Source organism: Cupriavidus sp. 22TCCZM01-5, assembly GCF_057798915.1.
The window spans coordinates 32,490-52,532 of the sequence record NZ_JBYOJR010000026.1; the positions used below are offsets into that span (position 1 = coordinate 32,490).

The 20,043-nt window shown below is 65.6% G+C and carries 17 protein-coding genes; 8 read left to right on the forward strand and 9 right to left on the reverse strand.

Annotated elements, in window-relative coordinates; translation table 11 throughout:
• Positions 1-68: 68 nt before the first annotated feature.
• Positions 69-1,484: an RsmB/NOP family class I SAM-dependent RNA methyltransferase gene (locus tag AC3FNH_RS22140; RefSeq protein WP_488721571.1), complete on the reverse strand. Its 1,416-nt coding sequence runs from the start codon at positions 1,482-1,484 to the stop codon at positions 69-71.
• Positions 1,481-2,146, reverse strand: coding sequence for a phosphoribosylglycinamide formyltransferase (gene purN, locus AC3FNH_RS22145; RefSeq protein ID WP_276098373.1), 666 nt, complete (start codon positions 2,144-2,146; stop codon positions 1,481-1,483). The genes AC3FNH_RS22140 and purN overlap by 4 nt, the downstream gene beginning before the upstream one ends.
• Before the next feature lie 237 nt (positions 2,147-2,383).
• On the opposite strand from purN, the gene AC3FNH_RS22150 reads away from it, so the two are divergent.
• Positions 2,384-3,043 carry a response regulator gene (locus AC3FNH_RS22150; protein ID WP_276098374.1) on the forward strand — a complete coding sequence of 220 codons (660 nt, stop codon included), beginning with the start codon at positions 2,384-2,386 and terminating at the stop codon, positions 3,041-3,043.
• Between the two features lie 27 nt (positions 3,044-3,070).
• Here AC3FNH_RS22150 and AC3FNH_RS22155 read toward each other — a convergent pair whose 3' ends face one another.
• The gene (locus AC3FNH_RS22155) at positions 3,071-4,876 is read right to left on the reverse strand and encodes an ATP-binding response regulator (RefSeq protein WP_276098375.1); all 1,806 of its coding nucleotides are present in this window, start codon (positions 4,874-4,876) and stop codon (positions 3,071-3,073) included.
• A 219-nt stretch (positions 4,877-5,095) separates the two neighbouring features.
• On the opposite strand from AC3FNH_RS22155, the gene AC3FNH_RS22160 reads away from it, so the two are divergent.
• The 6 genes from AC3FNH_RS22160 to dut all read left to right on the forward strand — a co-directional run bounded on the left by AC3FNH_RS22160 (position 5,096) and on the right by dut (position 12,522).
• A complete protein-coding gene (locus AC3FNH_RS22160) occupies positions 5,096-6,103 on the forward strand; it encodes a bifunctional riboflavin kinase/FAD synthetase (protein WP_488721572.1) in 1,008 nt (335 codons plus the stop codon).
• Between the two features lie 122 nt (positions 6,104-6,225).
• Complete coding sequence (gene ileS, locus AC3FNH_RS22165; protein ID WP_488721573.1) at positions 6,226-9,117, forward strand: isoleucine--tRNA ligase; 2,892 nt, start codon at positions 6,226-6,228, stop codon at positions 9,115-9,117.
• On the forward strand, positions 9,117-9,647 hold the full coding sequence (gene lspA / locus AC3FNH_RS22170) for a signal peptidase II (protein WP_488721574.1): 531 nt from the start codon (positions 9,117-9,119) through the stop codon (positions 9,645-9,647). The genes ileS and lspA overlap by 1 nt, the downstream gene beginning before the upstream one ends.
• Positions 9,648-9,736: 89 nt before the next feature.
• Complete coding sequence (coaBC, locus tag AC3FNH_RS22175) at positions 9,737-10,939, forward strand: bifunctional phosphopantothenoylcysteine decarboxylase/phosphopantothenate--cysteine ligase CoaBC (RefSeq protein ID WP_488721575.1); 1,203 nt, start codon at positions 9,737-9,739, stop codon at positions 10,937-10,939.
• 6 nt (positions 10,940-10,945) lie between these two features.
• Positions 10,946-11,971 carry an LLM class flavin-dependent oxidoreductase gene (locus AC3FNH_RS22180; protein ID WP_488721576.1) on the forward strand — a complete coding sequence of 342 codons (1,026 nt, stop codon included), beginning with the start codon at positions 10,946-10,948 and terminating at the stop codon, positions 11,969-11,971.
• A 50-nt stretch (positions 11,972-12,021) separates the two neighbouring features.
• Positions 12,022-12,522 carry a dUTP diphosphatase gene (gene dut, locus AC3FNH_RS22185; protein WP_276098381.1) on the forward strand — a complete coding sequence of 167 codons (501 nt, stop codon included), beginning with the start codon at positions 12,022-12,024 and terminating at the stop codon, positions 12,520-12,522.
• 12 nt (positions 12,523-12,534) lie between these two features.
• Here the strand turns inward: dut and AC3FNH_RS22190 are convergent, their stop codons facing one another.
• The 4 genes from AC3FNH_RS22190 to clpS all read right to left on the reverse strand — a co-directional run bounded on the left by AC3FNH_RS22190 (position 12,535) and on the right by clpS (position 17,136).
• Positions 12,535-13,383 (reverse strand): VOC family protein, encoded by an 849-nt coding sequence (locus AC3FNH_RS22190; protein ID WP_488721577.1) that lies wholly within the window; start codon positions 13,381-13,383, stop codon positions 12,535-12,537.
• Positions 13,383-14,393, reverse strand: a complete 1,011-nt coding sequence (locus tag AC3FNH_RS22195; RefSeq protein WP_488721578.1) for a Bug family tripartite tricarboxylate transporter substrate binding protein — start codon at positions 14,391-14,393, stop codon at positions 13,383-13,385. Before AC3FNH_RS22195 ends, AC3FNH_RS22190 begins: the two co-directional genes overlap by 1 nt.
• A 122-nt stretch (positions 14,394-14,515) precedes the next feature.
• Positions 14,516-16,813, reverse strand: coding sequence for an ATP-dependent Clp protease ATP-binding subunit ClpA (gene clpA / locus AC3FNH_RS22200; RefSeq protein ID WP_276098384.1), 2,298 nt, complete (start codon positions 16,811-16,813; stop codon positions 14,516-14,518).
• Positions 16,810-17,136, reverse strand: a complete 327-nt coding sequence (gene clpS / locus AC3FNH_RS22205; protein WP_116318045.1) for an ATP-dependent Clp protease adapter ClpS — start codon at positions 17,134-17,136, stop codon at positions 16,810-16,812. The genes clpA and clpS overlap by 4 nt, the downstream gene beginning before the upstream one ends.
• A gap of 523 nt (positions 17,137-17,659) precedes the next feature.
• On the opposite strand from clpS, the gene AC3FNH_RS22210 reads away from it, so the two are divergent.
• Positions 17,660-17,869 carry a cold-shock protein gene (locus tag AC3FNH_RS22210; protein WP_011298900.1) on the forward strand — a complete coding sequence of 70 codons (210 nt, stop codon included), beginning with the start codon at positions 17,660-17,662 and terminating at the stop codon, positions 17,867-17,869.
• Positions 17,870-18,099: 230 nt separating this feature from the next.
• On the opposite strand, the gene AC3FNH_RS22215 is transcribed toward AC3FNH_RS22210, so the two are convergent.
• Together AC3FNH_RS22215 and icd are read right to left on the reverse strand one after the other, a co-directional pair.
• Entirely contained in the window at positions 18,100-18,561 is a 462-nt protein-coding gene (locus tag AC3FNH_RS22215; RefSeq protein WP_488721579.1) for a VOC family protein, read from the reverse strand.
• A 154-nt stretch (positions 18,562-18,715) separates the two neighbouring features.
• The gene (gene icd / locus AC3FNH_RS22220) at positions 18,716-19,966 is read right to left on the reverse strand and encodes an NADP-dependent isocitrate dehydrogenase (RefSeq protein ID WP_488721580.1); all 1,251 of its coding nucleotides are present in this window, start codon (positions 19,964-19,966) and stop codon (positions 18,716-18,718) included.
• Positions 19,967-20,043: the final 77 nt, after the last annotated feature.

Genomic DNA, 20,043 nt, shown 5'->3' on the forward strand with positions numbered 1-20,043 from the left:
GAATCTGCCTGGATACCCTGTTGCCGCACCGGCAATCGCGCGGGCCGCGCGATTGCCGGCAGGAGGGATTACTGCGTACGCTCCAGCACGGCGGCAAAGAAGCCGTCGGTCTGATGCAGGTGGGGATATAGCGCAAACATGCCGCCTTCTGTCGGCAATGCAGGCACTTCGATCTTCTGCTCCGCCAATACCTGCTCCGCCGGAATCAGGCGGAAATTCGGGTGGGAAGCTAGGAAATCGCGCACGATTGCCTCATTCTCGGCCTCAAGCACACTGCAGGTTGCGTAGACAACGCGCCCGCCGCCCTTGACCAGCCGTGCTGCGGCGTCAAGGATCGCGCTTTGCTTGGCTGTCAGCTCCAGCACCGACTCCGGGTTCTGGCGCCATTTCAGGTCCGGGTTGCGGCGCAGCGTGCCAAGTCCGCTGCAAGGCGCATCGACCAGCACGCGGTCGATCTTGCCTGCCAGGCGTTTGACCTTGGCATCACGCTCGGAATCAATGAGCACCGGGTGCACGTTCGACAGCCCGCTGCGCGCCAGGCGTGGCTTGAGATTGGCGAGCCGCTTTTCCGAAACATCGAACGCATAGAGGCGGCCAGTCGAACGCATGGCCGCGCCCAGCGCCAGCGTCTTGCCGCCCGCGCCGGCGCAGAAATCGACAACCATCTCACCACGTTTCGGCGCGACCAGGCTGCACAGCAGCTGGCTGCCCTCGTCCTGAACTTCCACCATGCCATTCACGAACAGCGGCAACTTGTTCAGCGCCGGCTTGCCTTGCATCCGGATGCCATCGGGCGCCATCGGCGTAGGTTCGGCGCGCAGCCCCGCAGCTTCCAGTTCGGCCAGGACCGCCTCCCGGCTGGTCTTGCCCACGTTCACGCGCAAGTCCAGCGGGGCCGGGCGCAGCCAGGCATCACCCAGTGCCGAGGCGAAGGCCTCGCCATGGCGTGCCACCAGGTCATCGAACAGCCACTCGGGCAGGTTGGCCCGCACGCGCGGCGACAGGCTCGCACGCTCGATCGTGGTCAGGCGGTCCAGCCACTCCGCCTCGTCCGGATACAGGAATGGCGTAAGCGTATCGCGCCCAAGCGTTGCGGCCAGGCCCAGCAGCGCCAGGCGGCGCGACGCCGAACCGCTGCCGCTTTCGGCAAACTGGCCGAACTCCACGCGCCGGCGCAACACTGCGTAGATCGCCTCGGCGATGATGCCGCGCTCGCGATGGCCAAGCTTGCTGTTCTCGCGGAAATAATGGCTCACCACGGCATCCGCCGGGCGCGCGAACAGCATGACTTTGCCAAGCAAGCGGTCGATATGCTGGATATGCGAAGCATGAAGCCCGCCCGGTGCACGCACTTGCTGACCGTCCGCGCCCGGGGCGCCTTGGGCCGAACGTGCCGCTTTGCGGAGAGGAGTGGACTTGCGGGCCCGCGAAGGTTGACGGGATTCCTTGGACGCCGGACGCGCCCCTGCCTGATGACGACTCATGGCTTTGCTCCTGCCGCCGGTACGCCAGCGGAGATGGCCATGAGCAATTGCGGCTCGGCCGGATTGACGTGTACGACCCCGTTCTGGACCTGCAGGCGCCCTTCGACGAACCATTGCACGGCACGGGGATAAATCACATGCTCGCAATCGAGCAGGCGGGCGGCAAGGCTCTCTGGCGTATCGACGGGCAATACATCGAGAGCCGCCTGGATCACGATGGGGCCGTGATCGAGTTCAGGCGTGACGAAATGCACGGTGGCACCGTGCAGCTTCACGCCGGCGTCGAGCGCTTGCTTGTGGGTATTCAGACCCGGGAAGCATGGCAGCAGCGACGGATGGATATTAAGCAGCCGGCCGGCGTACCGGTCGACGAAGCCCGTGGTCAGGATACGCATGAACCCCGCGAGCACGACAAGATCGGGCTCGTAGCCATCGATGGCATCGGCGAGCGCCGCGTCGAAGCTGGCGCGATCAGGATACTGGCGGTGGTCGACCACGCCGGTGGAGATACCGCGGGCCTTCGCAAATTGCAGCCCGGCCGCATCCGGCCGGTTGGATATGACCGCGGCGATGCGCGCCGGCCAGCCGCCAGCCGCGCAGGCCTGGACGATGGCTTCCATATTGGAGCCCCGCCCTGAAATCAGGATGACGATTTTTTTCATCGCGCAATTCTACCAAGCGCAGACACTAAACTCCGGCAAAGGTAATACATTAGGTACTTAATTCACGATAACCGGAGATGGGACATGCAACCGGCACGCAACAGCCGGCCCGTAAACCCCCATTTGATGGATTGTGACGCTTCGCACCCTCTGATAGAGTGGGTCCTACGTCCACGCTCCAGTTTTGTGCATGCTGGTGACAACAAGGACGAAACGGGAAATTAGACGGGAATTAGCATGTCGAACGCTGCACCGACGTTGTTGGTGGTCGATGATCATCCTATGGCCTTGTCAGGCACTACCGCGTTCCTGACGGAGGTGATGCCTGATGTTGCAGTCCATGCCGCCGGCAGCGCCAGGGAAGCGCTGACCAGCCTCCAGCAGGGCCTGCGCCCAGATATCGTGCTGCTGGATATCTGGCTGAACGATGGCACCGGCTTCGATGCCATGCAGTCTTTCAAGACAGTCATCCCGGGTGCCCGCTTCATTTTCATGTCGGCCGAAGCCACGCCGGAGATCGTCGGCCGCGCCCGCGCCTTGTCAGCCTGCGGCTTCGTGGGCAAGCACCTGGACGCTCACGCCTTTACCTCCGCGGTACGCAAGGTGCTCGCCGGTGATACCTCGTTTCCGAGTGATGAAGCGCTCAACGGTCGCGCGCAGTCCTTCGGGCCCGCCCACGGCATTCCGGTCACGCCCTCGGAGCTCGGCCTGACGCCGCGTCAGGGCTCCGTGCTCGCGCTGGTGCTGGAAGGTTTGCCCAACAAGGTGATCGCACGCCGGCTGGGGCTGACCGAGAACACGGTGAAAGAGCATGTCTCGGCCATCCTGCAGCGGCTCGGCGTCCGGACACGCATGCAGGTCATGTCGCGCATGGAGCGCTTCCGCTTGCGCCAGTAAAGCCGCGCCGCGGCCAGGGCCGTCCCCTCAGCCTGCGGAACGCAGCCAGCGGCGCAACAGCATCCGCAGCGACGCCGGGTCCACGGGCTTGGGCAACACGAAGTATCCCGCCTCTTCCGCCGCCGCCAGCGCGGCGGATTTCAGATCGCCGGTCAGCAGCGCGCTACGCGCCTGCGGCTGGGTGTTCTGCCAGCGCTCCAGCAAATCCAGGCCGTTTTCGCTGCCCGGCAGACGCAGATCGCAGAAGATAATGTCCGGCCGCAAGCCCCTGGTAAACAACTCGTCCGCTTCAGCGCCATGCGCGGCGCAGGCGACACGGATGCCCCACGCCTCCATCAGCGCGATCCAGGCCTTGCGGATCTGGGTATCGTCGTCGACTACCAGCACCGTGCCTTGCAGCTTGTCCGGCTTGGAATCCTCGGCCGCGGCCATGGCGCGCATCTGGCGCACGCTGGCTACGGTCTCGGCCGGCACCGTGGACAGCGCGAACCAGAAGACAGAGCCCTTGCCAGGTACCGAACGTACCCCATAGGTGCCGCGCATCAGGCGCACGCACTCCTTGAAGATGGCCAACCCGAGGCCCAGGCCCTGCGACGGGTCGCGCTGCGGGTTATGGACCTGGTAGTACGGCGAGAAGATGTCCGGCAAGTGGTCGGGCAGGATGCCGGCCCCGGTGTCCCACACCTCCAGCCGCACATGCTTGCGACGCTGGCGCGCCGTGATCAGCACGCCGCCGCGCTTCGTATAGCGCAATGCGTTCTGCACCAGGTTGAACAGCGCGCGGCGCAGCAACACAGGCTCGGCCATGGCGTACAGCTCGTCGGGGACGCGCGGTGTCAGCGTCAGGCCGCTTTCCCGCGCATCGGCGGCGAACTGGCTCATCACGTCGCGGATCAGCGCGCTCAGCTCGCATGGCTCCAGCGTGGGCAGCACCTTGCGGCCTTCCAGCTTGGACAGGTCCAGCAAGGAGCGGAACAGCAAGTCGATGGTTTGCGTCCCGGCCGCCACCTGCTCGACAAGCGGATGGAGCACCGTGGACTGGTTGCGCGCACGCAACGCTTCCACCAGCATCACCAGCGCGTGCACCGGCTGCCGCAGGTCGTGGCTGGCCGCGGCCAGGAAGCGCGATTTCTCCTCGCTCGCATGCAAGGCGCGCTCCTTTTCGTCCTGGAACTGCTTGGCCAGGCGGCGGCTGTCGACCTCGAGCTGGATCGCCCTGACCAGCGTGCCCTGCAGGCCAAGAGCGTGGCGCCCCAGCATCAGCGCGTAGATGATCAGCAGCAACTGCACGTAGATGCCGTGGCCCGGGAAGGCAATTTCGGCCACCAGCAGGTTCGGGACCACGACCGGCACGCCGGCATAGACCAGGTTTGACGGCACCGGCGCTTGCGATACCGCCCCGCCCGCCAGTACGCCCAGACTGAGCAGGTACAGCACGCTGGAGAAGACCTCGGAGCCCGTATACATATGGAGCAGCGCCGAACTACCCCACGCCAGCCCGGTCAGGAAAGCCAATCCGCGCATATTGCCCCACCACTTGCGCGTGTGTGCGGAACGGCTCATGGAAGCACCGTCGCGCTGGTAGCCCAGGTAGAACCATGCGCCGCCGCCGGCCAGCACCAGCATCACCACGCCCCAGCCCAGCAGCGCGGCATGGTCGGCCGAATCCCAGAAGGCAAGGATGGTCAGGGCCGGCAGCAGCACCGCCGCCACCGTGCCCGACGGCGATGCCTTATGGACAATTGCCATCAGCTTGGCACGCGTCTCGATATCGAGCTGGGCGCCGGGAGGCGGCAGGAATCGCGGCAACAGCCGATTGAGCAGCGCGTTCAAGTGGATGTGAGGGTCAAAGCTGGGACAGGCCGGCCGCCAATGCGCCGCGCGTCTGGAGTGGCGCATATCATGCCGCCTTTTGCGGCATTGCGCCACGTCGACAGGCCGGTTGCGCCACAAAAACAGCGGACCTTACCGCCTCAGGGGCACCCGGAAGGGGCAATCGGACCCATTCGCCTTATAATGCCCGCTTTACCCGAAACATTTCCCGCCGTCCCCGTGAAAGTCTTCCGCGGCCTGCCCAACGCCGAGAGCCGCGCGCCCTGCGCGCTCACCATCGGCAATTTCGACGGTGTGCATCGCGGCCACCAGTCGCTGCTGGCGCGTGCACGCGCGGCGGCCGATGCACGCGGCCTGCCGCTGTGCGTGATGACGTTCGAGCCGCATCCGCGCGAGTTCTTCACGCCGGACAAGGCCCCGACCCGCATCGCCCTGCTGCGCGACAAGCTCGAGAGCCTGCGCCGCAACGGCGTCGACCGCGTGGTGGTGGAACACTTCAACGCCCACTTTGCCGGCCAGTCGCCGCAGGCGTTCGTCGAGAACGTGCTGTGGCACGGCCTGCATGCGCGCTGGGTGCTGGTCGGCGACGACTTCCGCTTTGGTGCCAGGCGCGCTGGTGATTTCAGCTACCTGCAGGACGCAGGCCAGCGCTTTGGCTTCGACGTGGAGCAGATGGGCTCGGTATCCGAGGGCGGCATCCGCATCTCCAGCTCGGCCGTGCGCCAGGCGCTGGCTGTTGGCGACCTCGAACATGCGCGCCGCCTGCTTGGCCATGGCTATGCGATCAGCGGCCACGTGATCCACGGCCGCAAGCTGGGCCGCGACCTGGGCTTCCCGACGCTGAACCTGCGCATCTCGCACAAGCGTCCGGCGGTCAACGGCATCTTCGTTGTGCAGGTCCACGGCATTGCCGATCATCCGCTGCCGGGCGTGGCCAGCATCGGCGTGCGCCCGACCATCGAGGACGCCGGCCGCGTCTTGCTGGAAGTCCACCTGTTCGACGTCAACGAGAACCTGTACGGCAAGCTGATCCGGGTGGAGTTCATGAAGAAGCTGCGCGACGAGGCGCGCTTCGACAACCTGGAAGACCTGACCGCGGCCATCGCCAAGGACAGCGCCGACGCGCGCGCCTTCTTCGGCCTGACCGCGCCGGACGCCTCCACCGGCCGCGCCGAGGGCGCTGGCGGCCGCGACTTCGCCACGTCCGCCACCGACCGAATTAGCTAGCGGCCCGGCACCGCGCGGTGCCGGTTCGCGCTCCGCCTCATCCCGTCTTTCCTGCGCGCACGCCCATATCGGCTCCCATACGCGGCCGCGTGCGCGCCAAACGAATTGCCCCGAGAATCGACATGTCCAACGACAAACGCGCCAAGCCCGAGAAAAGCAAATATCCGGTCAACCTGCTGGACACCGCCTTCCCGATGCGCGGCGACCTGCCCAAGCGTGAACCGCAGTGGGTCAAGCAGTGGCAGGACAAGCAGCTCTACAAGAAGATCCGCGCGGCCCGCAAGGGCGCCAAGAAGTTCGTGCTGCACGATGGCCCGCCGTACGCCAACGGCGACATCCACATCGGCCACGCGGTCAACAAGGTCCTCAAGGACATGATCGTCAAGGCGCGCGGGCTGACCGGCCTGGACGCCGTCTACGTGCCGGGCTGGGACTGCCACGGCATGCCGATCGAGATCCAGATCGAGAAGCAGTTCGGCAAGGGCCTGCCGGTGCAGGAAGTCCAGGCCAAGGCACGTGCCTACGCCACCGAGCAGATCAAGCGCCAGATGGTGGACTTCGAACGCCTGGGCGTGCTCGGCGACTGGGACCATCCCTACCTGACCATGAACTACAGCAACGAGGCCGACGAGATCCGCGCCCTCGGCAAGATCATGGAAAAGGGCTATGTGTTCCGCGGCCTGAAGCCGGTGAACTGGTGCTTTGACTGCGGTTCGGCACTGGCCGAGGCCGAGGTCGAGTACAAGGACAAGGTCGACCTGTCGATCGACGTGGGCTTCCCGTTCGCCGAGACCGACAAGCTCGCGCACGCCTTCAAGGTGCCGTTCGAGCAGCTGAACGCCAGGCCGGGCTGGATCGTGATCTGGACCACCACGCCGTGGACGATCCCGAGCAACCAGGCGCTCAATGTGCATCCGGAAGTCGAATACGCGCTGGTCGACACGCCGCGCGGCTACCTGATCCTGGCGACCGAGCGCGTCGAGGAACAGCTCAAGATCTACGAACTGGAAGGCAAGGTCGTGGCAACCGCCACCGGTGCCGCGCTGTCGGAGATCCGCTTCCGCCATCCGCTGGCGAAGATGGACGCCGGCTATGACCGCCTGTCGCCGATCTACCTCGGCGACTACGTGACCACCGACACCGGCTCGGGCATCGTGCACTCGGCGCCGGCCTATGGCGTGGAGGATTTCCAGTCGTGCAAGGCGCACGGCATGAGCGACCACGACATCATCAGCCCGGTGATGGGCAACGGCGTCTACGCGGGCACGCTGCCGCTGTTCGGCGGCCTGTCGATCTGGGATGCGAACCCGAAGATCGTCGAGGTGCTGAAGGCGTCCGGCAACCTGTTCAACTCGCACAAGTACACCCACAGCTACATGCACTGCTGGCGCCACAAGACGCCTATCATCTACCGCGCCACCTCGCAGTGGTTCGCGGGCATGGACGTGGATCCGGTCGAGCAGGACGGCAAGGCGGTGCCGACGCTGCGCGAGACCGCGCTGGCCGGCATCGAGGCCACCGAGTTCTACCCGTCCTGGGGCAAGCAGCGCCTGCACAATATGATCGCCAACCGCCCGGACTGGACGCTGTCGCGCCAGCGCCAGTGGGGCGTGCCGATGGCCTTCTTCCTCCACAAGGAAACCGGCGCACTGCACCCGCGCACGCCCGAGCTGCTGGAAGAAGTGGCAAAGCGCGTCGAGCAGCACGGCATTGAAGCCTGGCAGGCGCTGGACCCGAAGGAACTGCTCGGCGCCGAGGCCGACCAGTACGAGAAGAACCGCGACACGCTCGACGTGTGGTTCGATTCGGGCACCACGCACTGGACCGTGATTCGCGGCTCGCATCGCGACGACCTGTATGACCCGTCGGCCGATGAAGCCGATGGCCGCCTGGCGGACCTGTACCTGGAAGGCTCGGACCAGCACCGCGGCTGGTTCCACTCGTCGCTCCTGACCGCGTCGATGCTGTATGGCAAGCCGCCGTACAAGGCGCTGCTGACGCACGGCTTCACCGTCGACGGCGAGGGCCGCAAGATGTCGAAGTCGGTCGGCAATACCGTGTCGCCGCAGGACATCGCCAACAAGATGGGCGCCGAGATCATCCGCCTGTGGGTGGCCTCGACCGACTACTCGGGCGAGTTGTCGATCTCGGACGAGATCCTCAAGCGCGTGGTGGAAAGCTATCGCCGCATCCGCAACACGCTGCGCTTCCTGCTGTCGAACCTGTCCGACTACGACCACGCGAAGCACGCTCTGCCGGCTTCGGAATGGCTGGAGATCGACCAGTACGCCGTGGCGCTCACCGAGCGCCTGCAGAAGGAGGTGCTGTCGCACTACGAGGCGTACGAGTTCCACCCGGTGGTGGCCAAGCTGCAGACCTTCTGCTCGGAAGACCTGGGCGGCTTCTACCTGGACGTGCTGAAGGACCGCCTCTACACCACCGCGCCGGACTCGAAGGCCCGCCGCGCGGCGCAGAATGCGCTGTACCACATCACGCAGGCCATGCTGCACTGGATGGCGCCGTTCCTGTCGTTCACCGCCGAGGAAGCCTGGCAGGTGTTCGCGCATGGCACCGGCCACACCGACACCATCTTCACGAGCACCTACTACACGCTGCCGGAAGTGGACGAGGCCGACGACCTGCTGCAGAAATGGCATACGCTGCGCGAAGTCCGCGCGGAAGTCACCAAGCAGCTCGAAGCGGTACGCGTGGAAGGCGCGATCGGCTCCTCGCTGCAGGCAGAAGTCACCATCCAGGCCGGCGGCCCGGTGCTGGCCGCGCTGCAGAGCCTGGGCGACGACCTGCGCTTCGTGCTGCTGACCTCCGCGGCCACGGTCGAGCACGCGCCCGAGGCTGGCGACCTGCTGGTCACCGTCGCGGCTTCGGACCACGCGAAGTGCGAGCGCTGCTGGCATTACCGCGCCGACGTCGGCGAGAACCCCGACCATCCGACCCTTTGCGGCCGCTGCGACAGCAACCTGTTCGGTGCCGGTGAACACAGGAGCCATGCCTGATGGCATCGTCCACGACCCGTTCCGCGCGCCCGGCACGCCGCAATAACAAGGCCTCGGGCAACACCACGCCGCTGCTGTGGATGGCGTTCGCCCTGCTGGTGGTGGTGCTGGACCAGTTCTTCAAGATCGTCATCGTGCGTACGTTCATGTACGGCGAATCGCGCCCGGTGACGAGCTTCTTCAACCTGGTCCTGGTGTACAACAAGGGCGCGGCGTTCAGCTTCCTGGCCGATGCCGGCGGCTGGCAGCGCTGGTTTTTCACCGGGCTCGGCCTCGTGGTCGGCGCGTTCATCGTCTGGCTGCTGTACCGCCACACGGGCCAGCGGCTGTTCTGCTTCGCCGTATCGCTGATCCTGGGCGGCGCCGTGGGCAACGTGGTCGACCGCGTGGTCTACGGGCACGTGATCGACTTCCTCGATTTCTACGCGCGCAACTACCACTGGCCCGCCTTCAACGTGGCCGACTGCGCCATCACCGTGGGCGCGGTGCTGCTGATCGTCGACGAGCTGCGGCGCGTTCGTCGGCACTGAGCCGGCACTGAGCCGGCACCAAGCCGCCTCCGGCAGCCTGCGCGCGCTGCCGGTATCATGCCGAAACCCCTTTCTCTGACGAGTCCCACATGGATTTGCGCGGCAAGCACATCGTTCTCGGCCTGACCGGCGGCATCGCCTGCTACAAGTCCGCCGAGCTGGTCCGCCTGCTGACCAAGGCCGGCGCCACGGTACAGGTGGCGATGACCGAGGCGGCAACCCATTTCATCACCCCGGTCACCATGCAGGCCCTGTCGGGCCGCCCGGTCTTCCTGTCGCAGTGGGATGCGCGCGTCGACAACAATATGGCGCACATCGACCTCTCGCGCGAGGCCGACGCCATCGTGATCGCGCCCGCATCGACCGATTTCCTGGCCAAGCTCGCCAATGGCCTGTGCGACGACCTGCTCACCACGCTGTGCATCGCGCGCGACTGTCCGCTGCTGGTGGCGCCGGCCATGAACCGCCAGATGTGGGCCGCAGCGCCGACGCAGCGCAACGCGGCGCAGCTGCGTGACGACGGTGTCGTCATTCTCGGACCGGGCAGCGGCGACCAGGCGTGCGGCGAAGTCGGCGACGGCCGCATGCTGGAGCCGGAAGAACTGCTCGACGACATCATCGCCTTCTTCCAGCCCAAGCCGCTCGCGGGCAAGCGCGTGCTGATCACGGCGGGCCCGACCTTCGAGGCCATTGACCCGGTGCGCGGCATCACCAATCTTTCGTCGGGCAAGATGGGCTTTTCGATTGCCCGCGCCGCACGCGAAGGCGGCGCCGACGTATTGCTGGTGGCCGGCCCGACCGGTCTGCCCACGCCGCGTGGCGTGGTGCGCACCGACGTGCGCAGCGCCCAGCAGATGCACGACACCGTGCTGGCCCAGCTGCGCGACGTGGACGTGTTCGTCGCGGTCGCCGCCGTGGCCGACTGGCGTCCCGCCGAGGTGGCGCAGCAGAAGCTCAAGAAGGCCAACGATACCGATACGCCGACGCTGCAGTTCGTGCAGAACCCGGACATCCTGGCGACTGTCGCCGCACGCACCGATGCGCCCTACTGCGTCGGCTTTGCCGCGGAGAGCGAGAACCTGGAGCAGTACGGCGAGCAAAAGCGCCAGCGCAAGGGCGTGCCGCTGCTGGTGGGCAATATCGGCCACCATACCTTCGGCCTCGACGACAACGAGATCGTGCTGTTCGATGCCGCCGGCATGACGCGCCTGCCGCGCGCCGACAAGCTCACGCTGGCGCGCCAGCTCGTGGCCGCCATCGGCCAGCGCCTGCCGGGCCGCGCCCGGCCCTGACGCAATATGACCGCGAACCGACCCCGGCTGCGCCTGTCCGTGCTCGACCAGAGCCCGGTCATCGCCGGCCATACCGCGCGTGACGCGCTGGCTGCCACGGTAGAGCTTGCGCAGATGGCCGACGCGCTCGGCTACACGCGCTACTGGTGCGCCGAGCACCACGGCCTGCGCGGCGTCTGCAATCCGGCGCCCGAAGTCATGCTGGCACGCATCGGCAGCGTCACGCAGCGCATCCGGCTGGGCTCGGGCGGCGTCATGCTGCCCTACTACAGCCCGTTCAAGGTCGCCGAGCAGTTCCGCATGCTGGAAGGGCTGTTTCCGAACCGCATCGACCTCGGCGTGGGCCGTGCGCCCGGCGGCGATATGCGCACAGCGCAGGCCGTCGCGATGGGCCAGTACGACCGCGGCGCGCAGTTCGAGGAGCAGGTGCGCGACCTGTCTTGCCTGCTGCGCGGCGACGTACCGCCCGGCCACCTGGCCGAAGGGGTACTGCTGCAGCCCGTGGTAGATACGCAGCCCGAACTGTGGGTGCTGGGCTCCAGCGACTACGGCGGCGCGCTGGCCGCCCGCCTGGGCTTACGGTTTGCGTTTGCTCATTTCATCAACGCCCATACCGGCCACCTGGTCGCGCGGCAGTACCGCGATGACTTCCAGTCCGGCTACGAGGCACGCCCCTACAGCGCCGCCGCTATCTTCGTGATCTGCGCCGACACCGATGCCGAAGCGGCCGAACTGGAACGCGCCGTGGACCTGCGCCGGCTGCAGATGGCCTATGGCGTCAATGCGCCGATCCCGTCGCTGGAACAGGCTGAAAGCCATGTCCCGACCGAGCGCGACCGCCTGATCATCGAACGCGAGCGACCGCGCACGATCTGCGGCACACCCGAACGCGTAACGGAGCGCATGCTGGCCCTGCGCGAGCAGTTCGCCGCGGACGAGCTGGTTGTGCTCAGCGTGACCGCCACCTATGCGGCCCGGCTGCGCACGTACGAGCTGCTGGCCGAAGCATTTGAACTGAATTCCGAAAACTGAACCCGGCAGGGCAAGCCGCCTTGCCGGCAATTCGCAGAACCGATCCTGAAATGAGCCAAGAACTGAACCCGTCCGTTGAAATCAAGGTGCTGGATTCCCGCCTGAACGAGTGGGGCCTGCCGTCCTACCAGAGCGACATGGCCGCCGCCATCGACCTGCACGCCTGCGTCGACGCGCCCGTGTCGATCGCGCCGGGCACCGCCGCGCAACTGGTGCCGGCCGGCATCGCCGTGCATATGGGCAACCCGTACATGGCGGCGACCATCGTGCCGCGCTCGGGGCTGGGCCACAAGAAGGGACTGGTGCTGGGCAATTCGATTGGCGTAATCGATGCCGACTACCAAGGCCAGATCATGGTCAGCGTGTGGAACCGCAACGCACCCGGTACCGAGCCCATCGTGATCCAGCCGGGCGAGCGCATTGCGCAGATGATGTTCGTGCCCGTGCTGCGCCCGGTATTCACGACGGTGGAAGAATTCTCGGAAAGCAGCGAGCGCGGCGCCGGCGGTTTCGGCTCGACCGGCGTGCACCACGCCAAGGCCAGCGCCTGAGCCTGCCGTGCTTCAGCCCTGTTGTTCGAACAACAGGGCGACGCCGCCGGCGGCGCTCGCCGGAATCAAGGTCTCGTGCGGCCCGAGGTCCTGGGCACGGATGCCCGCCGCACGCCAGATCAGGCGTGCTTCTGCCAGCGCGTCGGTGCGCAGGCGGATTGCCGCATAACCAGGCACCTCGCGCTGGACGTGCGACGTCCCGGTTGCCGCTGCCAGTGCCTGGGGCGTACTGACGACCAGCGTGGCGTCGTCCACCGCCAGACTGCAGATATGGTCGCTCAGCTGGGTCAATTCGCCGCCGGTCAGTTCCGCATAGGCACGGCCGGTCGCGTCCACCAGCGCCGGCGCCACCACCAGGAACATCGACGAGATCGCCCGCGCGCCATTGGCGTGCCGCGTCCATTCCGGCCGCCACAGCAGTTCGGGCGTGCGATGTTCGCAGACGAAATAGCGCGCGCCCGGCGCGTCGTCGAGTGCCGTGACGCGAAACGTGGCGGCGTGCTCGCTGCCATCGTCCAGTACCACCGGCCGGGAAAACTCGATCGGGTCCGAAGTATGCCAGCCCCCCTCGCGCAGGCGAGCTGCCGTGGCGAAGGCATCGGCGCTCTTGCATGACATCGCCGCACAGCCGCCGCCGCGGGATTGCACTTCCCAGTAGTACTGCCGGCTCGGACTGGGCGCCGTGACGTGCAGCAGTTCGATGTAGTCGCGCGCCAGCATGACGCAGTGGTTCTGTGAACCCAGCGTGTGATAGCCGCGCGGCGTCAGCGTAAAGCCGAGCCGGCGCCAGGCCTCGGCGCCGGCATCGAGATCGGAGCAGACCACGACGGCATGGTCGAACATTTCAGCTTTGCTTGCCATTACTCGAACTGGATATTGGCTTTGCGCGCCACGGCCTGCCATTTGTCGTGCTCATGGCGCACGAGGCTGCCAAGTTCGGCGGGCGTGCCGCCGACGATCTCGAATCCTTGCGCGGCCAGGGCATCGACCACGCGCGGTTGATGCAGCGATTCCACCAGTGCGTCGTGGATGCGGCTCACGGTGGCGGGTGCCATGCCTGCCGGGCCGAAGACGCCGATCCAGGAATACGCCTCAAACCCGCGCACGCCCTGCTCCGCCACCGTCGGCACCTGCGGCAGTTGCTTCAGGCGGCCGGTGCCGGTAACACCGAGCACCTTGATGGTCTTGGCCGCGACGTGGGCCTGTACGGCTGCATAGCTGCTGAAGAAGATGTCGACCTCATTCGACAGCACGGCCTGCACGGCCGGGCCGCCGCCCTTGTACGGCACGTGCAGCATGTGCACTCCGGTCTCCGTTGCCAGCGCTTCCGCCGCAAGCTGGTTGAGGCTGCCAATGCCGGACGAGGCATAGCGCACGCCGTCATGCTTGGCCTTGGCCAGCGCCACCAGCTCGCGCACGTTCGAGGCCGGCAGTGCCGGGTTGGCGGCGATGACCAGCGGGAAACGCACCAGCTGCGAAATTGGCGTGAAATCGCGGAACGTGTCGTAGGGCAGTTGCTTGTAGGCGAACGGGTTGATCGCGTGGGTATCGAACGCCATCAGCAAGGTATTGCCATCGGGCTTTGCGCGCGCGACCGTGCTCGAGGCGATCAGCCCGCCCGCGCCCGGCTTGTTGTCGACCACGACCGTCTGGCCCAGCAAGGTCTTGAGGCCCGGCTGCAGCTGGCGCGCCACGATATCTACACTGCCACCCGGCGGGAATGGCAGGACCATCGTGATCGGACGGCCACTCATGGGCGAGTCGGCGGGCGCGCTGGCGGCAAAGGCTTGCACCGCCGTCAGGGGCGTGCCGGCCAATGGCAGGGCTTTGAGCAGCATGCGGCGCAGCCGCGTGCGTTCGGGACGGGACATCGGTCTTTCAGGAAGAGGCGGCCAGCCGGCTGCCGGGACAAAAAACAAAGGGCGGCATTTCTGCCGCCCCTGTATTTTGCCCGAGGATGGCCGCAATTGCAGACAATGTCCGCGTGCGCCGGTCAGACCTCCGCGCGTTGCTCGCTTTCCGGCGCCTCCGGCGGCTCCGGATCGGCTTCGGAGAAGTCGAGCTTGATCTGGTCCTGGTCGTCGAGATCGACCACCACCTTGCCTCCGGACACCAGCTTGCCGAACAGCAGCTCGTCGGCCAGGGCCTTGCGGATCATGTCCTGGATCAGGCGTTGCATCGGGCGGGCACCCATCAGCGGATCGAAGCCCTTGTGTGCCAGGAACTTGCGCAGTTTCTCGCTGAAGCTGGCTTCCACCTTCTTCTCGTGAAGCTGCTCTTCCAGCTGCATCAGGAACTTATCCACCACGCGCAGGATGATTTCCTCGTCCAGCGAACGGAAGCTGATCATCGCGTCCAGCCGGTTGCGGAACTCCGGCGTGAACATGCGCTTGATGTCGGCCATTTCGTCGCCCTGCTCGCGCGACGTGGTGAAGCCGATGGTGGCGCGGTTCATGGTCTCCGCCCCCGCGTTGGTGGTCATGATGATGATCACGTTGCGGAAATCAGCGCGCCGGCCGTTGTTGTCGGTCAGCGAGCCGTGGTCCATGACCTGCAGCAGGATATTGAAGATATCCGGATGCGCCTTCTCGATTTCGTCCAGCAGCAGCACGCAGTGCGGCTTCTTGGTGACGGCCTCGGTCAGCAGGCCGCCCTGGTCGAAGCCAACGTATCCCGGCGGCGCGCCGATCAGCCGGCTGACCGCATGGCGCTCCATGTATTCGGACATGTCGAAGCGCAGCAGCTCGATGCCCATGATGAAGGCGAGCTGCTTGGCAACTTCGGTCTTGCCCACGCCCGTGGGGCCCGAGAACAGGAAGGAGCCGATCGGCTTGTCGGTCTTGCCCAGGCCCGCGCGCGACATCTTGATGGCCGACGCCAGCGCCTCGATGGCCGGGTCCTGGCCGAACACCACCGACTTCAGGTCGCGCTCCAGCGTCTGCAGCTTGCTGCGGTCGTCCTGGTTCACGCTTTGCGGCGGGATGCGGGCGATGCGCGAGACGATGTCCTCGATCTCGCTTTTGCCGATGGTCTTCTTCTGCTTGGACTTCGGCAGGATGCGCTGCGCCGCGCCAGCCTCGTCGATCACGTCGATGGCCTTGTCGGGCAGGTGACGGTCGGTGATGAAGCGCGCCGACAGTTCGGCCGCGGCGGTCAGCGCCGAAGCCGCGTACTTGACGCCGTGGTGCTCCTCGAAGCGCGACTTCAGGCCACGCAGGATCTGCACGGTCTGGTCGACCGACGGCTCGACCACGTCGATCTTTTGGAAGCGCCGCGACAACGCCGCGTCCTTTTCGAAGATACCGCGGTACTCGGTGAAGGTGGTCGCGCCGATGCACTTGAGCTGGCCCGACGACAGTGCCGGCTTGAGCAGGTTGCTCGCGTCCAGCGTGCCGCCCGAGGCGGCGCCCGCGCCGATCAGCGTATGGATCTCGTCAATGAAGAGAATCGCGTTCGGATTGTCCTTCAGCGATTTCAGCACGCCCTTGAGGCGCTGCTCGAAATCGCCGCGGTACTTGGTGCCGGCCAGCAGCGCGCCCATGTCGAGCGAGTACACCGTGGCCTTTTCGAGGATGTCCGGCACCTCGTTCTTGGTGATGCGCCAGGCCAGGCCTTCCGCAATCGCGGTCTTGCCGACGCCAGCCTCGCCGACCAGCAGCGGGTTGTTCTTGCGCCGGCGGCACAGCACCTGCACCACGCGCTCGACTTCGCTTTCGCGGCCGATCAGCGGGTCGATCTTGCCGGCCTTGGCCAGCGCGTTCAGGTTCTGGGTGTATTGCTCGAGCGGGCTTTCCTTGCCGTCGCCGCCTTCGCCTTCGCCCGTGCCGTCACCATGCTTGGCTGGCTCGGACTGATCCTTGCGGATGCCGTGGCTGATGAAGTTGACCACGTCCAGGCGCGTCACACCCTGCTGTTGCAGGTAGTAAACGGCATGCGAATCCTTCTCGCCGAAGATGGCGACCAGCACGTTGGCACCGGTCACTTCCTTCTTGCCGTTGGAGGTGGACTGCACGTGCATGATCGCGCGCTGGATCACGCGCTGGAAACCGAGCGTGGGCTGGGTGTCGACCTCATCCGTGCCGGGGACGACCGGTGTGTTGTCAGCGATGAAATTCTTCAGGCTGGTGCGCAAGTCCTCGATATTGGCCGCGCAGGCGCGCAAGACCTCAGCCGCCGTCGGGTTGTCGAGCAACGCCAGCAGCAGGTGCTCCACGGTAATGAACTCGTGGCGTGCCTGCCGGGCCTCAACGAACGCCATGTGCAGGCTCACTTCCAATTCTTGCGCAATCATGCTTCCTCCATCACGCACTGCAAGGGGTGGCCCGCTTGCCGCGCGTGCGTTGACACCAGCTCGACTTTTGTCGCGGCGATATCTCTGGTGTAGATACCGCAGACGCCCTTACCTTCCCGATGAACGGTGAGCATGATCTGCGTCGCCGTCTCACGGTCCCTGCTGAAATACTGTTGCAGGATCATGACTACAAACTCCATCGGAGTGTAGTCGTCATTGAGCAGCACCACCTTGTACATAGCGGGCGGCTTGAGCGCCTGCTCTTTCCGCTCCAGAATGGTGCCTGCTTCGCGTTGTGGGACATTCGCCAGCCGTGTAGCCATGGCTTTATTCTAACCCTTACTCGCAACTCTGCAATTTGGGGAAGAGTGGCAGGATTCAAGAGCCGCGCCACCCATTCCGCGTTGTTCGGACAGCGCCAAAGGCACTGCGATGCACGTGGGTGGCACACGTCCGCAGACAGCCGCCGCGCATGCCCCGCCACCGTGCGCACCCCCACACGGTACCATCAGCCGCCGTCCCTTTCCCGCCACACCCTGTCGGCAGTGGGGAATCCGCCAGCTTGACAGTAGATTGGTTTGCCAGAAGAATCGGTCGCACACCGGGTTCAGGCCAGCGAGCCAAGCAAAAGGGGCCGGACCGGGTGATCCGTGAGCAGGGAGGCTTACGAACCAGTGGCGGCCTGCCTGGCAGACAAAGCCGGCGGCGTCGCCACGCGATTCACCATGCTGCGTCATTGCCGACCGCATCCCGAAGGGAAGCGGCTGTCATGGCGCCGCAGCGCGTGTCATCCAGCTGGCCGCAGGCTTCCCCGCTTTGAAATCTGCTATTTCGTTGGGGGAGTATATGGCAAGCGGTATCGTCAAATGGTTCAATGACGCCAAGGGCTTCGGTTTCATCAAGCCGGACGAGGGCGAAGAAGAACTGTTTGCGCACTTTTCGGCAATCCAGATGGCGGGCTTCAAGACGCTGAAGGAAGGTCAGCGCGTCTCGTTTGAAGTGGTCCAGGGCCCGAAGGGCAAACAGGCCACCAACATCCAGGACGCCTCGGCCTGAAGTGCGCCGCGACCGCACCCGGGCCGGCAGAGCTCCGGGGTGGTCACCAAGGATGCGGGGGGAACTCCCCCGGAACGGGATCCGCGCCAGCCTGGCCGCCGCCCTCAGGGCAGCGGCAATGCCGTTGCACGGCTCTCAGCTGCACGCTACCGCATCCGCCCGAAAGCCCGGCTTCGTGCCGGGCTTTCTGCATTCTGCGCGGTGGCCATGCCGCAAACCCTGGGACCCGCTCAGATCCAGCCTTCGATCTTCAGCCCGCTGGCCTGCTCGGCCTCTTCCCGGCTGACCCGCCGCACGGTCTGGCCGAAGGTCCAGACATGGCCTTCCGGATCGCGGGCGGCGTAGACACGATCGCCGTAGAACTGGTCTTCCGGCTCGCGCATGATCACCGCACCGGCGGCACGGGCGCGTTCGCAATGCGCATCCAGCCCGTCCTGCAGATGGACATGGACGGACTGCGTGTTCTTGCCCTGCACGCTGGCGGGGCTTGCCGTGTAGTCGGCCCACTCGCTCCCTATCATCAGGTAGCTGTCTCCGAAACGCATTTCGGCATGCGCGAGCTGGCCCTGGCCGTCCGTGATGACCATGGTGCGCGTGAAACCGAACGCCTGTTCGAGCCAGTCGAGCGCACCCAGCGGCTCCCTGTAGAACAGGGCCGGGGCTAGCGCGGTGCGGCGAAACGGATCTTCCATCTGCGGACTCCCGGCGTTTGCGGACACCCTCACGTTCTAGCCAACGCGTGCGCGCCGGGCAAGAAAAAACCCCGGTAGCCGCATGGCGGCGCCGGGGTCTTGCCTGCAGACGCGCGCGGGCGCCTGCCGGACCAGTGGATCACATATTGTCGGATCACATATTGTCGATCATCACCTGGCCGAAGCCGGAGCATGACACCTGCGTCGCGCCTTCCAGCAGGCGCGCGAAGTCATAGGTGACCTTCTTGGACAGGATCGACTTTTCCATCGAGGCGATGATCAGATCCGCCGCCTCGGTCCAGCCCATGTGGCGCAGCATCATTTCGGCCGACAGGATTTCCGAGCCCGGATTCACGTAGTCCTTGCCGGCGTATTTCGGCGCCGTGCCGTGGGTGGCTTCGAACATGGCCACGGAGTCGGACAGGTTCGCGCCCGGCGCGATGCCGATGCCGCCGACCTGCGCCGCGAGCGCGTCGGAGATATAGTCGCCGTTCAGGTTCAGCGTGGCGATCACCGAGTATTCGGCCGGACGCAGCAGGATCTGCTGCAGGAAGGCGTCGGCGATAGCGTCCTTGATGACGATGTCGCGGCCGGTCTTCGGATTCTTGAACTTGCACCACGGGCCGCCGTCGACCAGCTCGGCGCCGAATTCCGCCTGGGCCAGCTCATAGCCCCAGTCACGGAAACCACCTTCCGTGAACTTCATGATGTTGCCCTTGTGCACCAGCGTCACCGACGGCTTGTCGTTGTCGATGGCGTACTGGATGGCCTTGCGCACCAGGCGCTGGGTGCCCTGCTTCGACACGGGCTTGATACCGATACCCGAGGTTTCGGGGAAGCGGATCTTCTTCACGCCCATCTCGTTCTGCAGGAAGGCGATCAGCTTCTTGGCCTGCGCGCTTTCGGCTTCCCATTCGATGCCGGCGTAGATGTCTTCGGAGTTCTCGCGGAAGATGACCATGTCGGTCTTTTCCGGCTCGCGCACTGGCGAAGGCACGCCCTTGAAGTAGCGCACCGGGCGCAGGCACACATACAGGTCGAGCTGCTGGCGCAAGGCCACATTCAGCGAACGGATGCCGCCACCGACCGGCGTGGTCAGCGGGCCCTTGATCGAGACCACGTAGTCCTTGAGCACGTCCAGGGTCTCGTCGGGCAGCCACACATCCGGGCCGTAGACCTTGGTCGACTTCTCGCCGGCATAGATCTCCATCCACGAGATCTTGCGCTTGCCGGCGTAGGCCTTGGCCACCGCGGCGTCCACTACCTTGATCATCACCGGAGTGATATCCAGGCCCGTACCGTCGCCTTCAATGTAAGGAATGATCGGATTGTCCGGGACATTCAGCGAGAAATCCTGGTTGACCGTGATCTTCTCGCCAGCCGGGACCTTGATGTGTTGGTACATGACGTCTCCAGTACGGAACGGTTAAGACGGCCGCCTGGCACACGACCCGGCAGCAAAATGAGGGAGGCGCAGCGTAG

Bases quoted from the DNA above. Each gene is read 5' to 3' on its own strand.
- AC3FNH_RS22150 (WP_276098374.1), top strand. From the start codon at position 2,384: ATGTCGAACGCTGCACCGACGTTGTTGGTGGTCGATGATCATCCTATG.
- clpA (WP_276098384.1), bottom strand. From the start codon at position 16,813: ATGATTGCGCAAGAATTGGAAGTGAGCCTGCACATGGCGTTCGTTGAG.
- AC3FNH_RS22180 (WP_488721576.1), top strand. From the start codon at position 10,946: ATGACCGCGAACCGACCCCGGCTGCGCCTGTCCGTGCTCGACCAGAGC.
- lspA (WP_488721574.1), top strand. From the start codon at position 9,117: ATGGCATCGTCCACGACCCGTTCCGCGCGCCCGGCACGCCGCAATAAC.
- clpS (WP_116318045.1), bottom strand. From the start codon at position 17,136: ATGGCTACACGGCTGGCGAATGTCCCACAACGCGAAGCAGGCACCATT.
- icd (WP_488721580.1), bottom strand. From the start codon at position 19,966: ATGTACCAACACATCAAGGTCCCGGCTGGCGAGAAGATCACGGTCAAC.
- coaBC (WP_488721575.1), top strand. From the start codon at position 9,737: ATGGATTTGCGCGGCAAGCACATCGTTCTCGGCCTGACCGGCGGCATC.
- AC3FNH_RS22190 (WP_488721577.1), bottom strand. From the start codon at position 13,383: ATGGCAAGCAAAGCTGAAATGTTCGACCATGCCGTCGTGGTCTGCTCC.
- AC3FNH_RS22215 (WP_488721579.1), bottom strand. From the start codon at position 18,561: ATGGAAGATCCGTTTCGCCGCACCGCGCTAGCCCCGGCCCTGTTCTAC.
- ileS (WP_488721573.1), top strand. From the start codon at position 6,226: ATGTCCAACGACAAACGCGCCAAGCCCGAGAAAAGCAAATATCCGGTC.
- dut (WP_276098381.1), top strand. From the start codon at position 12,022: ATGAGCCAAGAACTGAACCCGTCCGTTGAAATCAAGGTGCTGGATTCC.
- purN (WP_276098373.1), bottom strand. From the start codon at position 2,146: ATGAAAAAAATCGTCATCCTGATTTCAGGGCGGGGCTCCAATATGGAA.
- AC3FNH_RS22210 (WP_011298900.1), top strand. From the start codon at position 17,660: ATGGCAAGCGGTATCGTCAAATGGTTCAATGACGCCAAGGGCTTCGGT.
- AC3FNH_RS22140 (WP_488721571.1), bottom strand. From the start codon at position 1,484: ATGAGTCGTCATCAGGCAGGGGCGCGTCCGGCGTCCAAGGAATCCCGT.
- AC3FNH_RS22195 (WP_488721578.1), bottom strand. From the start codon at position 14,393: ATGTCCCGTCCCGAACGCACGCGGCTGCGCCGCATGCTGCTCAAAGCC.